Origin of the sequence: Pseudomonas sp. A-RE-19 (assembly GCF_019956555.1) — a bacterium.
Taxonomy (GTDB): Bacteria; Pseudomonadota; Gammaproteobacteria; order Pseudomonadales; family Pseudomonadaceae; genus Aquipseudomonas.
Map to the genome: position 1 here is coordinate 61,507 of NZ_JAHBDQ010000072.1, position 13,756 is coordinate 75,262.

The window sequence follows — 13,756 nt, forward strand, 5'->3', positions numbered from 1 at the left end:
ACGTATGTGCGCCTAGACTTCGCCGATCTTCAGTTCAGGAACAGCCCGTGACCTCGATCTTCTGGTACGACTATGAAACCACTGGCATCAACCCCCGTTGCGACCGCCCGCTGCAAGTGGCGGGGATTCGCACCGACTTCGATCTCAATGAAATAGACGAGCCGGTCAATCTTTACTGCCAGACCAGCGACGACGTCCTGCCGCATCCGGCAGCGTGTGCGATCACCGGTATTACCCCCGGCTGTCTGGCCGAGCGCGGTTTGAGCGAAGCCGATTTCATGACCCGGGTTCACGCCCAACTCGCGGCGCCCGGCACGTGTGGGGCGGGGTACAACACCCTGCGTTTCGACGACGAGATGACCCGTTACAGTCTGTATCGAAACTTTTTCGACCCTTACGCTCGGGAGTGGCAGGGCGGCAACAGCCGCTGGGACCTGATCGATGTGGTGCGCGCGGCCTATGCCTTGCGTCCCGATGGCCTCGTCTGGCCCAAAGACGATGAAGGGCGAGTCACGCTCAAACTCGAACGTCTGACTGCCGCCAATGGCATCGATCACGGCCATGCACACGAGGCGCTGTCGGATGTTCGCGCCACCATCGCCCTGGCGCGTCTGATCCGAGAAAAGCAGCCGAAGTTGTATGACTGGCTGTTTCAGTTGCGCGGCAAACAAAAGGTGATGGATCAGATTCGACTGTTGCAGCCGATGGTGCATATTTCCGGGCGCTTTTCGGCGGCCCGCAACTATGTCGGTGTGGTGCTGCCGTTGGCCTGGCATCCACGTAATCGCAACGCGCTGATTGTCTGTGATCTGCACCTGGACCCTCAGGGACTGCTCGATCTGGATACCGAGACCTTGCGTCGGCGGCTTTATACCCGCCGCGATGACTTGGCCGAAGGCGAACTGCCGGTGCCGCTCAAGCTGATACACATTAATAAGTGCCCGGTAGTGGCGCCGTTATCGGTACTTCGTCCTGAAGATCAGCAACGCCTGGGGCTGGATATGTCGCTCTATCAGGAACGAGCGCTGCGGCTAAGTGACGCACAACAAGTTTGGAGAGACAAAGTGTCGGGCATTTACGCCAACGATGATTTCTCCCCGAGCCAGGATCCCGAGCAACAGTTATACGATGGTTTTATTGGTGATCGGGATCGGCGTCTATGCGAGCAAGTCAGAGCTGCTGATCCTGCGCATTTAGCACAAGAGCAATGGCCTTTCGATGATGAACGTTTGCCTGAATTATTGTTTCGTTATCGCGCACGCAACTTCCCCGATACGTTGAGTTTCGAAGAGCAAGAGCGCTGGCGAATATTCTGTCAGAAACGTTTGTCTGCACCGGAGTGGGGCGCGCCAAATACGCTGAATAGTTTTCTGGAGGCGGCCGCTCAATTGACGATTAGTGCTACATCGTTTCAGCGAGAGGTGCTGGATGAATGGCAGATTCATGTCCAGACATTACGCAAACGTTTGAGTCTTTGAGAACGAAAATAATTGCCGCTTGAATTCCAGGCATAAAAAAACGCCAGCATTCGCTGGCGTTCCTTTGAGTCGCGATCAGGCTGCGACCCGCTTGGGGCTTAGCCCAGCAGGGTAGCCCAGCCTTCAACCACGTCACCGCCCCACTTGGCTTTCCACTCTTTCAGAGTCTTGTGGTTGCCGCCTTTGGTTTCGATGACTTCGCCGTTGTGCGGGTTTTTGTATTGTTTAACTTTGCGAGCACGCTTGGTGCCGGTAGTTTTTACTGCGCCGCCACGTGGAGCTTTGGTTTTGGATTCTGGATCCAATAGAGCGATGATGTCGCGCAGGGATTTGGAGTATTCGCCCATCAGGGTGCGCAGTTTGCCTTCGAATTCCAGCTCGGTTTGCAGTTTGTCGTCTTGGGACAGGTTCTTCAAACGGGCTTGCAGCTCTTTGATAGCTTCTTCGGTGGCGCGGTATTCGTTGATCAAGGACATGAGGACTACCTTATGTTGGGCGCTGGATGTCAGGTGACAGTGCGACAATAATAGTCAGGGTGTTTCATCAAGTAAACATTTAACCGGAGTTTTATTTAAATTAGTTGCGATGAATACGACGCAAATTGGCGGCATAGTTAAATAGCGTCACAAATGTTCACAGTTGAGCTCTTGAAGACTGGCTACAAACCTCCATTGCACGAGCAACGTGGAGGCTTACAGGACCTGTGCCCGACCTGCGTGCAACGCCATACGTCATCAATACTGCAGTTTTGCTGCGCAATCGCTAGAATGGCGGCCTTTGCGAAGTTCTGGAGTTTCCCCCTCATGCGCACTTTTCGGCTGGTGATTGCTTGCCCGGACCGCGTCGGCATCGTTGCTAAAGTCAGTAACTTTCTGGCGTCACATAACGGTTGGATCACTGAAGCGAGCCATCACTCGGACAATCTCAGTGGCTGGTTCTTCATGCGTCACGAAATTCGTGCCGATTCGCTGCCTTTCGGTATCGAAGCCTTTCGCGAAGCGTTTGCACCGATTGCCGAAGAGTTTTCGATGGACTGGCGCATCACCGATACCGAGCAGAAGAAACGCGTGGTATTGATGGCCAGCCGTGAATCCCACTGCCTGGCCGACTTGCTGCACCGCTGGCACAGCGACGAACTGGACTGCGAAATCGCCTGTGTGATTTCCAACCATGACGATTTGCGCAGCATGGTCGAGTGGCACGGTATTCCTTACTACCATGTACCGGTCAATCCACAAAACAAGGAACCGGCCTTCGCCGAAGTCTCGCGCCTGGTCAAACAGCACGATGCCGAAGTGGTGGTGCTTGCCCGTTACATGCAGATTCTGCCGCCCGAGCTGTGTAGCGAATACGCCCACAAAGTCATCAACATTCACCACAGCTTCTTGCCGTCGTTCGTCGGTGCCAAGCCGTATCATCAGGCGTCCTTGCGTGGTGTGAAGTTGATCGGTGCCACTTGCCACTACGTGACCCAAGAGCTGGATGCCGGCCCGATCATCGAGCAGGACGTGGTGCGCGTCAGCCACAGCGACAGCATCGAAGACATGGTGCGCTTCGGCCGTGACGTCGAGAAAATGGTGCTGGCCCGTGGTCTGCGTTATCACCTGGAAGACCGGGTATTGGTGCACGGCAACAAAACCGTCGTGTTCTGATAGCCACACGGTTGAAATTCGAAGGGCCTGGGCGTTCAATCGCTTCAGGCCCTTCGCCGTTTCTGCACTGAGGACATGACCATGGCCGACCCAATGGACAAAGCGACTTCCAAGGCACCCGCCACGCTGGGGGAGGGGTGTTTGAGTCGCTATGACCCGGATGACCTGAGCCCCGAAGATGGCACGGAGTTTCCCGGTGCCGCCGAGTTGTGGGAGCAGATGAAGGACGATTCCGGCGATGAATCCGGGGGCGCCTGAAAAGATCGCAGCCTTCGGCAGCTCCTACAAGGGCTTGGCGTACACCCTGTTAGGCGCTGCCGAAGGCTGCGATCTTTCAAGCTTGATTGAACTTCATCAATTTCTTGAGCAATGGTCGCCCCAACATCAGCAAAAATACCGGGCCACCGACCACCAGATAGAAGTAATAAGTCACTGCCCGCCAGATCAGAATCGCCGCCGCCGCGGTGGATTTCCCCACCATGGGCGCCAGCAGCGCCGCCGACGTCAATTCCGCCGCTCCGGCACCGCCCGGCAACAGGCTGAACTGCCCCGCACTCAGTGACAGCATCTGGATCAGAAAGCACCAGGCCCACTGCAAATCCACGCCCAGCCCGCGCAACGCCAGATACAACACGCTATAACGCAAGACCCAATGCAGGCAGGTCAGGGCAAATACCGTGAACAGCGTCTGAAGGGGCAGCTTCAATGTGTCAGTGAATGCCGCCAGAAAGTGCAGGAGTTTTCGCGCCCAGCGCACGCGGGTGGTGCCTTTGACGTTGAGTCGGGCGAGTAACCGGCCACTCAGACGAATCAGCGAGCGGTGATAGCGAGCCATCAGCACGCAACTGAACAGCCCGCCAAACAACGAGATGGCGCTGACGGTGAGCAGCCATTCCAGGCGCTGACTGAGGTGCTGGAACACTGCATAAATCAGAATCCCGCTCAGCGCGCAGAGAAAAAACAGCAGATCGCTCAACTGGTCCATGGCGAACACGGCGCTACCCCTGGCCGGCCGCACGCCATGGCGCGCCAACAGCGCCATGATGGTCAGCGGGCCACCACTGCCGCCAGGGGTGGCGCAGTAGGCAAACTCGGCGGACATCACCACCCCGAGGCTTTTCAGGCGGCTCACCTTGTCGCGCTGATCGCCCATGAGCAGGCGCAAACGCAGGCTGTTGATGATCCAGCACAGCAGGATCATGCCGAACATGATCAGCAGCCATTTCAACGGAAAGCCCAGCAATCTTGACCAGGTCTCGTCACCACCCAGCAGCAACGGGATCAGCACCGCAGCGAGCAGCGCGACGCCTGGCAGAATTCCCCGGCTCATGCGGCGCGACCGACGAGGTCGCGTTGCAGTTTCAGCCAGTTGGCTTTGGTCATGGGTATACGGCCCTCGTCGAGCAAACGTTTGAGGGTTTGCAGCCAATACTGACGCGAGAACTCATGGCGCATGTCCACCGGGTGCAGGCCGAGACGAATGACCGGCGCTTGCCGCCAGCGTTGTTCGCGCTGATCGCTGACGATTTTCGACAAGCCGCGGCGCCAGGCACTGCGCGCGCTCCAGACCAGGCCGGGAGCATCGATCGCGGTGAAATCCGGCAAACGATACAGATGCTGCGAGTCGCTGGTATAGCTCAGCGGTAACTGGCGCAACGCCTGGCGGGTGCCTTCGCTCATCAGCCAGCCCGGGGCGACGAACCCTGCCAGTGGCCAGTTATAACGGTGAAACACTTCGATTCCGGCGCGCAGGCGGGTGAGGGCGGCTTCCAGCGACAGGTCGTAGAACTCGGCTTCATGGGTATAGATCCGGCGCATGAACCAGTCTCGGGGCGTGCTGGGGATCGGTCCTTCATCGCAATGAAAGTAACCGTGCAGTGCCAGTTCATCGCCACGAGCGACGCGTCTGGTCAGCAAGCGTCGAAACGCCGGATACGCGTCCAGATCGTTGTGTTTGTGCAAGTCCGGCACCACCAGCCAGGTGATCGGCACCTCACCCAGCGCGTCGACGGCTTCGACGAAGGCCTGGTAATCAGGCCAGGTTTGCGGCGCAACGTCGTGCAACACCAGTAACAGGCTGGGCGTGTTCATGGGCTCAACCATTGGCGGTCAGCGGCCAGTGGCTGCCCAGTACGGCGTGATAGTGGCCCAACAGGCTGTCGACCACGGTGTCCCAGGCGTAATGCCGTTCGACATGGCTGCGGGCTTGTTTGCCCAGCGCGGCGCTGCCCTGGTTGAAGAGTTCGCGTACGGCATTGGCCATCGCCACTGGATTGTTCGGTGCGCAGAGCAAGCCACATTGGTCGGTAACAATTTCCAGAAAGGCCCCGGCCGCCACGGCCACCACCGGAATACCGCTGGCCATGGCTTCGAGAATCACCAGCCCGAAGGTTTCCTGATCGCCGGCATGCACGAGCGCATCGGCGCTGGCCATCAATCGCGCGACTTGCGCCGCCGGGCAAAACTCATCAATGACGGTGACATTGCGCGGCACCAGCGCCGGCATTGACGAGCCCACCAGCAGCAGGTGATAGCGACGACCCAGGCGTTTCATGCAATTGAGCAGTACCGGCAGATTTTTTTCCTTGGAGCCACGGCCGGCGAAAATCAGCAGGTGAGTGTTTTCATCGATACCCAATTCGGCCCGCAGGCCTGGATCCCGTGCATCGGGGGTGAACGTTTGCAGGTCGACGCCCAAGGGCTGCACGAAAACATTCTTCACACCCAGCGCAATCAGTTTGTCGGCCATGACCTGGCTGGGCGCCAGCACCCGGTCGAAGTTGCCATAAAGCTTGCTGACATAGGCTTCGATATTGGGTGTAACCCAGTTGCCCATACGGTTGCTGACCAGCAGCGGCAGGTCCGAGTGATAAAAGCCGATGACCGGTACATCAAGTTGCCGCTTGGCATCCAAGGCAGCCCAAGCGGTCAGGTAAGGATCACCGACTTCGATCAGGTCGGGCTGCAAATCCTGCAGAACATTGCGCCAGGGCGCGAGACGGAGAGGAAAACGATACCCCTTGCCAAAGGGAAGGGCAGGGGCCGGAACCGTGTAAACACCGTCTTGTTCGCTGAAATAAGCCCCGGGAATCAACAGGCTGTGCCGAATGCCCGGTTTGATGCCCAGGCGACGGTGTTTGGCATCCAGATAAGTGCGCACGCCACCGCTGGCAGGGGCGTAGAACATGGTTATGTCAGCGATATGCACGGTGTACATTCCTCCAGTCCGTTGTTCTCCCTAGGTTGACCTTTATGAAGGATAGATGTTCGGTTGAGGTTTTGTGGCGGGGGGCAGCAGAGGTTTGTGGGGTTTTACAAATCGCTATCGCGAGCAGGCTCGCTCCCACATTTGATCTTTGTTGTTCACAAATAATGTGCTCACAGAAGATCCAGTGTGGGAGCGAGCCTGCTCGCGATGGGGGCCTATCAGACGCTAGATGCGGAAACTGCCTACCAGTTGCTTCAGTCGCGAAGCCTGTTGCTCAAGGTCCGAGCACGCCCGCAAGGTCGATTGCAGGTTTTCCACGCCTTCCTGGTTCAGCGTGTTGATCTCGGTGATATCCACGTTGATCGACTCAACCACAGCCGTCTGTTCCTCGGTCGCCGTGGCCACCGACTGGTTCATGCCGTCGATTTCGCCGATGCGCAGCGTCACGCTGTTCAAGCGTTCGCCCGCCAGGTTGGCGATTTCCACGCTGTCCTGACTGTGGCGCTGGCTGTCGCTCATGGTGCTGACCGATTCGCGGGCGCCGACTTGCAGCTCCTCGATCATGGTTTGCACCTGTTGCGCCGATTCCTGTGTGCGGTGCGCCAGGTTGCGCACCTCGTCAGCCACCACGGCAAAACCACGACCGGCTTCACCCGCGCGGGCCGCTTCGATGGCGGCGTTGAGCGCCAGCAGGTTGGTTTGTTGGGAAATGCTGGTGATGACTTCGAGAATCTGCCCGATGTTCACGGTTTTGCTGTTCAGCGATTCAATGTTGGTGCTTGAGGCGCTGAGCATGCTCGACAGCTGATTCATTGCGGCAATGCTGCGATCCACCACATGCTGGCCGTCTTCGGCCAGGCTGCGCGCGTCGCTGGCCTGGCTCGATGCTTGCGCTGCGTTACGGGCGATTTCCTGGGCGGCGGCACCGAGCTGGTTGATGGCCGCGGCGACGCTGCTGGTGCGCGAGGCTTGCTGGTCGGAGTTGAACATCGACGAATTCGAGGCCGCCACCACACGCAAGGCCACTTCGTTGACTTGCCCGGTGGCCGAGGACACTTCGCGGATCGATGTATGAATCCGTTCCACGAAACGGTTGAACGCCGTGCCAAGGATGCCGAATTCGTCATGGTTCTGGATGGTCAGGCGCTTGGTCAGGTCGCCTTCACCGTCGGCGATGTCTTCCATGGCGCGGGTCATGACGTGCAGCGGCTGGATCAGGATGCGGATCAGCATACCCAGCAGGGCGATGATGATGGCCACGGCAATGACTGTTGCGATGACCGCCGAGGCGCGGAATTCGCTGAGCTTGGCGAAAGCTTTGCCCTTGTCCACCGACAGACCGATGTACCAATTGACCGAGGACAGGCCTTTGATTGGGGTGAATGTGACGATGCGGGTCTTGCCATCGACGTCGATTTCACTGAGTTCGCTGCTGATGCGCGGGGTGTTTTTCGGGTACGCCTCACTCAGGGGCTTCATCACCAGGGCTTTGTCCGGGTGTACCAGGATCTTGCCGTCGGCGCTGACCAGGAACGCATAACCCATGCCGTCGAAGTCCAGCGCGTTGAGGCTGTCAGCGATCACCTGCAAGCTCAGGTCACCCCCGACCACGCCGATGTTTTGACCGTCCTTGAGCACACTGTCAACGATGGAAATGACCAGTTGGCCAGTCGCCAGATCGATATACGGTTCGGTCAGCGCCGAACCGCTGGTGCTTTGGGCGCTCTTGTACCAAGGGCGAACGCGAGGGTCATAGCCATCAGGCATTTTGCTGTCAGGGCGGATGATGAAAGTGCCATCCTTGTTGCCCAGATAGGTGCCCATGAAGGTCGCCGTCAGCGCCTTCTGCTCAAGGACCTTGGAGACATTGCCGGGATCGGTGTTCAGTGCGACGTTCTGTGACAGGTTTTCGACCAGCAGGCTGCGTCCGGTCAGCCAGGTCTGGATATTGTTGGCCGTCACACTGCCCATTTCTTGTAGATAGTTTTTTAGATCACTGCGTATCGCGTTGCGCTGCAGATAGTCGTTGTACAGCGTGAACGAGGCAAAGGCAGCAATAACGATAAGGGCGGCGGCAAGCAGGATTTTATGGCTGAAGCGCAGATTTTTGTTCATGGCTTGGGGTTCCGCTAAGGTCTTAATGTCCTGGGCGTGCTGTTAAAAAGGCGCGCAAAATGGGCAGTGTTGAAAGTAAGCTGATATTTCCGTCTCTCCTTAGGGAATTACCGACGCTATTTTCAGTCTGGTCTCTGGTTTGTTATCGGCCATGAAGGATCAAAGATTAACCATGGGTGACAAAATGCCTGACTCATTGCAACTCGTTATCGGCGCCGACCTTGCGGGCCAATCAGTCACCCAGGCCATGCGCCTGGCCAACCGTCACGGCCTGGTAGCGGGCGCTACCGGGACCGGTAAAACCGTCACCTTGCAGCGCCTGGCCGAAGCCTTCAGCGATGCTGGCGTGGCGGTGTTCGCGGCGGACATCAAGGGCGACCTGTGCGGCCTGGGCGCCGCCGGCAATCCCCAAGGCAAAGTCGCCGAGCGGATCGCCGGCATGCCCTGGCTGAACCATAAGCCTCAGGCATATCCGGTGACCCTGTGGGACATTCACGGTCAGTCCGGTCATCCATTGCGCACCACCTTGAGTGAAATGGGGCCGTTGCTGCTCGGCAGCCTGTTGGAACTGACCGACAGTCAGCAATCGGCGTTGTATGCCGCATTCAAAGTGGCTGACCGCGAAGGGTTGTTGCTGCTGGACTTGAAGGACTTGAAGGCGCTGCTCAATCACCTGCGCGACAACCCCGAATTGCTGGGTGATGACGCCGCGTTGATGACCACCGGCTCCAGTCAGGCTCTGTTGCGCCGTCTGGCGACGCTGGAACAGCAGGGCGCCGAAGCGTTGTTCGGCGAACCGGCGCTGCAACTGGAAGACATGTTGCAACCGGCCGTGGATGGTCGCGGACGCATTCACTTGCTCGACGCCAGTCGTCTGGTGCATGAAGCGCCAAAGGTCTATGCGACGTTCCTGTTGTGGTTGCTGGCCGAACTGTTCGAGCAATTGCCGGAGCGCGGCGATGCCGAGAAACCGCTGCTGGCGCTGTTTTTCGACGAAGCGCATTTGTTGTTCGCCGGCACGCCCAAGGCGTTGCAGGAGCGTCTGGAACAAGTGGTGCGACTGATTCGCTCGAAAGGCGTGGGGGTGTATTTCGTCACCCAATCGCCGGGCGACTTGCCGGATGATGTGCTGGCTCAGTTGGGCCTGCGTATTCAGCATGGTTTGCGTGCGTTCACCGCCAAAGAGCAGAAATCCCTGCGGGCGGTGGCCGACGGTTTCCGGCCGAACCCGGCGTTCGATGCCTTGTCGGTGTTGACTGAGTTGGGGATTGGCGAAGCGCTGGTTGGCACCTTGCAGGACAAGGGCACACCGGGGATGGTCCAGCGGGTATTGGTCGCGCCGCCGCAATCGCGGATCGGGCCGCTGACCGAGACTGAGCGCACGGTGCTGATCGCCGGTTCGCCGTTCAAGGGCCGTTACGACAAACCGATCGACCGTGAATCGGCTTATGAAGTGCTGATGGGGCGCAAAGGACTGGCGCCGGAGCCTGAAGCAGCGCCGGGCAAACCTGCACCTGAAGAGCCGAGTTTCACCGAACAGGCCGGGGAATTCCTCGGCACGGCGGCAGGCCAGGCGTTGAAATCAGCGATGCGACAGGCGGCGAATCAATTGGGCCGACAATTGGTACGTGGGTTGATGGGGTCTTTGCTGGGGGGCAGCAAACGCCGCTGAAAATCTTTGATGGAACACAACCCCTGTAGGAGCGAGGCTTGCCCGCGAAGCTTTTGGCGGCCTCAAGGGCCTCTTCGCGGGCAAGCCTCGCTCCTACAGGGTATGTGTCAATTTCAGGTTTTGGGTTTGGCGTGCGCCGCCAACCGCTCCAGCGCCGCCCTTAGGTTCGGGTCGGTAATGCCATCAGCCGTCGCCTGAATGGTCGCCGCCGCATCCGTCGACAAATCCATCGTATGCCCCGCCGCCCCTTGCTGAACGGTAGGCGGCTGAACCTTGAACAGAATGCGCGTCAGGCTGGCGAACTCGTCGAACAGCTGTAACTGCCGTTGCAGACGCTTTTGCTGATAACGCAGGCGGGTGGCCCAGTGACCGTCGGTGACTATCAGCAATAAACTGCCTTCGCGCCACGACGCTACATGGCAGTGCTCGCGGGCAGCCGGCTGCAACTGACTTTCCACCAGACGTTGTAAATGACCCAGGCGTTGAGCGTGGCCGAAGATGGCTTTCAGCGGTTTGGCTTCGCGAAGCAGAACGGCGGGTGCTCTGGCCGTGAGAGGGCGAAATGCCATGATCAGACACCTGAAGTAACAGAGCGGCTATGGTAACAGAAAGCCCCCGTTGCCCCCGACCCATTGCTTTGTGAACGTTTTACTCATTAAATCAACGGATAACTTGTGCCCGGAACGGGTTGAAGTTCAGTAAAACGCCCTTATTTTAGGTGAGCCCCGTCACAGCGCAGTGCATGCATCGTGGAATAACGCCACTTTCCTCACCATCGTTTCCGGGTAGAATGCTCGTTCGCATGCGGCCATAGGGCTGCACGGGCGACTCACGGGGCCGCCCTCCATCCCTTTAGTGTGGAAGATCCTGCCGATATGTTTGCGCCTTTGTTAAAGAAACTTTTTGGAAGCAAGAACGAGCGTGAAGTCAAACGCATGCTCAAGACGGTGCAGCTCGTCAATGCCTTCGAAGAGCAAATGGTGGCCCTTTCGGACGATCAATTGCGTGCCAAGACAGACGAGTTCAAGGCCCGCCTCGCCAAAGGGGAAACCCTCGACAAACTGCTGCCAGAAGCCTTTGCGGTCGCCCGCGAAGCCGGTAAGCGCATCATGGGTATGCGCCACTTTGATGTCCAGCTGATCGGCGGCATGACCTTGCATGAAGGCATGATCGCGGAAATGCGTACCGGTGAAGGCAAGACCCTGGTGGCAACACTGGGCGTTTACCTCAACGCGCTGTCCGGCAAGGGCGTGCACGTTGTGACGGTGAACGACTACCTGGCCCGCCGTGACGCCAACTGGATGCGTCCGCTCTACGAATTCCTCGGCATGACGGTGGGCGTGGTCACGCCATTCCAGCCGCCGGAAGAGAAGCGCGCCGCTTACGCCGCCGACATCACTTACGGCACCAACAACGAATTTGGTTTCGACTACCTGCGCGACAACATGGCGTTCAGCATGGAAGAAAAATTCCAGCGCGAACTCAATTTTGCCGTGATCGACGAAGTCGACTCCATCCTCATCGACGAAGCCCGTACCCCGCTGATCATCTCCGGTCAGGCCGAGGACAGCTCCAAGCTGTACATCGAGATCAACAAACTGATCCCGCAGCTGCAATTGCACATCGAAGAAGTCGAAGGCGAAGTCACCAAGGCTGGCCACTACACCGTGGACGAGAAGACCCGTCAGGTCGAACTCAACGAAGCCGGTCACCAGTTCATCGAAGACATGCTGACCCGCGTTGGCCTGCTGGCTGAAGGCGAGAGCCTGTATTCGGCGCACAACCTCGGTCTGCTGACCCACGTTTATGCCGGCCTGCGCGCGCACAAACTGTTCAACCGCAACGTTGAATACATCGTGCAGGACGGTCAGGTGGTACTGGTCGACGAACACACCGGCCGTACCATGCCGGGTCGCCGTTTGTCCGAAGGCCTGCACCAGGCCATCGAAGCCAAGGAAAACCTGAACATCCAGGCCGAGAGCCAGACCCTGGCATCGACCACCTTCCAGAACTACTTCCGTCTGTACAACAAGCTGTCCGGCATGACCGGTACCGCGGACACCGAAGCGTTCGAGTTCCATCAGATCTATGGCCTGCAGGTCATGGTGATTCCGCCGAACAAGCCATTGGCGCGTAAAGACTACAACGACCTGGTGTTCCTGACCGCCGAAGAGAAATACGCGGCGATCATCAATGACATCAAGGAATGCATGACCCAGGGCCGTCCGGTGCTGGTGGGTACTGCTACCATCGAAACGTCCGAGCACATGTCCAGCCTGCTCGTGAAGGAAGGCATCGAACACAAGGTTCTGAACGCCAAGTTCCACGAAAAAGAAGCCGAAATCATCGCTCAGGCCGGTCGTCCGGGCGCGCTGACCATCGCCACCAACATGGCCGGTCGTGGTACCGACATTCTGTTGGGCGGCAACTGGGAAGTGGAAGTGGCTTCGCTGGAAGACCCGACCCCTGAGCAGATTGCCCAGATCAAGGCCGACTGGCAGAAACGTCACCAGCAAGTGCTGGAGTCGGGCGGTTTGCAGGTGATCGCTTCCGAGCGTCACGAGTCGCGCCGTATCGACAACCAGCTGCGTGGTCGCGCCGGTCGTCAGGGCGACGCCGGTTCCAGCCGTTTCTACCTGTCGCTGGAAGACAGCCTGATGCGTATCTTTGCCTCTGACCGGGTGAAGAACTTCATGAAGGCACTGGGCATGCAGTCCGGTGAAGCGATCGAGCACCGCATGGTGACCAACGCCATCGAGAAGGCTCAGCGCAAGGTTGAAGGTCGCAACTTCGACATCCGTAAACAACTGCTCGAGTTCGACGACGTCAACAACGAACAACGTAAAGTGATCTATCACATGCGTAACAGTTTGTTGGCCGCCGACAACATTGGCGAAACCATCGCCGATTTCCGTCAGGACGTGCTCAACGCCACTGTCAGCGCGCACATTCCACCGCAATCGCTGCCTGAGCAGTGGGACGTGGCCGGTCTGGAAGCGGCATTGCAGAGCGACTTCGGTGTGGCGCTGCCGATCCAGCAATGGCTCGACGAAGACGATCACCTGTATGAAGAAACCCTGCGCGAGAAACTGCTCAGCGAACTGATCGCGGCGTACAACGAGAAAGAAGACCAGGCCGGTGCCGAAGCACTGCGCTCCTTCGAGAAGCAAATCGTTCTGCGTGTACTGGACGACCTGTGGAAGGACCACCTGTCGACCATGGATCACCTGCGTCACGGCATCCACCTGCGTGGCTACGCCCAGAAGAACCCGAAGCAGGAATACAAGCGCGAGTCCTTCACCTTGTTCTCCGAGTTGCTGGATTCGATCAAGCGCGATTCGATTCGTGTGCTGTCGCACGTTCAGGTTCGCCGCGAAGATCCGATCGAAGAAGAAGCACGCCTGCGCCAGGAAGCCGAAGCACTGGCTGCGCGCATGCAGTTCCAGCACGACGAAGCGCCTGGTCTCGAGCAGCCGGAAGTGTTGGGTGAAGAGGTCGATGTAGCCCTCGCCACCGCGCCGGTACGCAACGAGCAGAAGCTGGGTCGTAACGAGCTGTGCTACTGCGGTTCGGGCAAGAAGTACAAGCATTGCCACGGGCAGATCCAGTAAACCCCGTTTCATACGCTGAA

11 protein-coding genes are annotated in these 13,756 nt (G+C 58.3%); 5 read left to right on the forward strand and 6 right to left on the reverse strand.

The window, feature by feature from the left end; translation table 11 throughout:
* Positions 1 to 47: 47 nt before the first annotated feature.
* Positions 48 to 1,478: an exodeoxyribonuclease I gene (sbcB, locus tag KGB14_RS27705; protein WP_223490724.1), complete on the forward strand. Its 1,431-nt coding sequence runs from the start codon at positions 48 to 50 to the stop codon at positions 1,476 to 1,478.
* Between the two features lie 98 nt (positions 1,479 to 1,576).
* Here sbcB and mvaT read toward each other — a convergent pair whose 3' ends face one another.
* Complete coding sequence (gene mvaT, locus KGB14_RS27710; protein ID WP_007933316.1) at positions 1,577 to 1,954, reverse strand: histone-like nucleoid-structuring protein MvaT; 378 nt, start codon at positions 1,952 to 1,954, stop codon at positions 1,577 to 1,579.
* A 327-nt stretch (positions 1,955 to 2,281) separates the two neighbouring features.
* On the opposite strand from mvaT, the gene purU reads away from it, so the two are divergent.
* Both purU and KGB14_RS27720 read left to right on the forward strand, forming a co-directional pair.
* Positions 2,282 to 3,130 (forward strand): formyltetrahydrofolate deformylase, encoded by an 849-nt coding sequence (gene purU, locus KGB14_RS27715; protein ID WP_223490727.1) that lies wholly within the window; start codon positions 2,282 to 2,284, stop codon positions 3,128 to 3,130.
* 81 nt (positions 3,131 to 3,211) lie between these two features.
* Entirely contained in the window at positions 3,212 to 3,388 is a 177-nt protein-coding gene (locus KGB14_RS27720; RefSeq protein WP_223490729.1) for a hypothetical protein, read from the forward strand.
* 76 nt (positions 3,389 to 3,464) lie between these two features.
* On the opposite strand, the gene KGB14_RS27725 is transcribed toward KGB14_RS27720, so the two are convergent.
* The 4 genes from KGB14_RS27725 to KGB14_RS27740 all read right to left on the reverse strand — a co-directional run bounded on the left by KGB14_RS27725 (position 3,465) and on the right by KGB14_RS27740 (position 8,453).
* Entirely contained in the window at positions 3,465 to 4,460 is a 996-nt protein-coding gene (locus KGB14_RS27725; RefSeq protein WP_223490732.1) for a YbhN family protein, read from the reverse strand.
* Entirely contained in the window at positions 4,457 to 5,233 is a 777-nt protein-coding gene (locus KGB14_RS27730; protein WP_223490734.1) for a DUF2334 domain-containing protein, read from the reverse strand. The genes KGB14_RS27725 and KGB14_RS27730 overlap by 4 nt, the downstream gene beginning before the upstream one ends.
* Complete coding sequence (locus KGB14_RS27735; protein ID WP_223490736.1) at positions 5,226 to 6,347, reverse strand: glycosyltransferase family 4 protein; 1,122 nt, start codon at positions 6,345 to 6,347, stop codon at positions 5,226 to 5,228. The genes KGB14_RS27730 and KGB14_RS27735 overlap by 8 nt, the downstream gene beginning before the upstream one ends.
* A gap of 216 nt (positions 6,348 to 6,563) precedes the next feature.
* Positions 6,564 to 8,453: a methyl-accepting chemotaxis protein gene (locus tag KGB14_RS27740; protein WP_223490738.1), complete on the reverse strand. Its 1,890-nt coding sequence runs from the start codon at positions 8,451 to 8,453 to the stop codon at positions 6,564 to 6,566.
* A 184-nt stretch (positions 8,454 to 8,637) separates the two neighbouring features.
* Between KGB14_RS27740 and KGB14_RS27745 the strand changes: the two genes are divergently transcribed.
* A complete protein-coding gene (locus tag KGB14_RS27745) occupies positions 8,638 to 10,125 on the forward strand; it encodes a helicase HerA-like domain-containing protein (protein ID WP_223490740.1) in 1,488 nt (495 codons plus the stop codon).
* Between the two features lie 113 nt (positions 10,126 to 10,238).
* Here KGB14_RS27745 and KGB14_RS27750 read toward each other — a convergent pair whose 3' ends face one another.
* Positions 10,239 to 10,694 (reverse strand): DUF721 domain-containing protein, encoded by a 456-nt coding sequence (locus tag KGB14_RS27750; RefSeq protein WP_223490742.1) that lies wholly within the window; start codon positions 10,692 to 10,694, stop codon positions 10,239 to 10,241.
* 306 nt (positions 10,695 to 11,000) lie between these two features.
* On the opposite strand from KGB14_RS27750, the gene secA reads away from it, so the two are divergent.
* On the forward strand, positions 11,001 to 13,736 hold the full coding sequence (gene secA, locus KGB14_RS27755; RefSeq protein ID WP_223490753.1) for a preprotein translocase subunit SecA: 2,736 nt from the start codon (positions 11,001 to 11,003) through the stop codon (positions 13,734 to 13,736).
* The last annotated feature ends 20 nt before the right edge of the window (positions 13,737 to 13,756 follow it).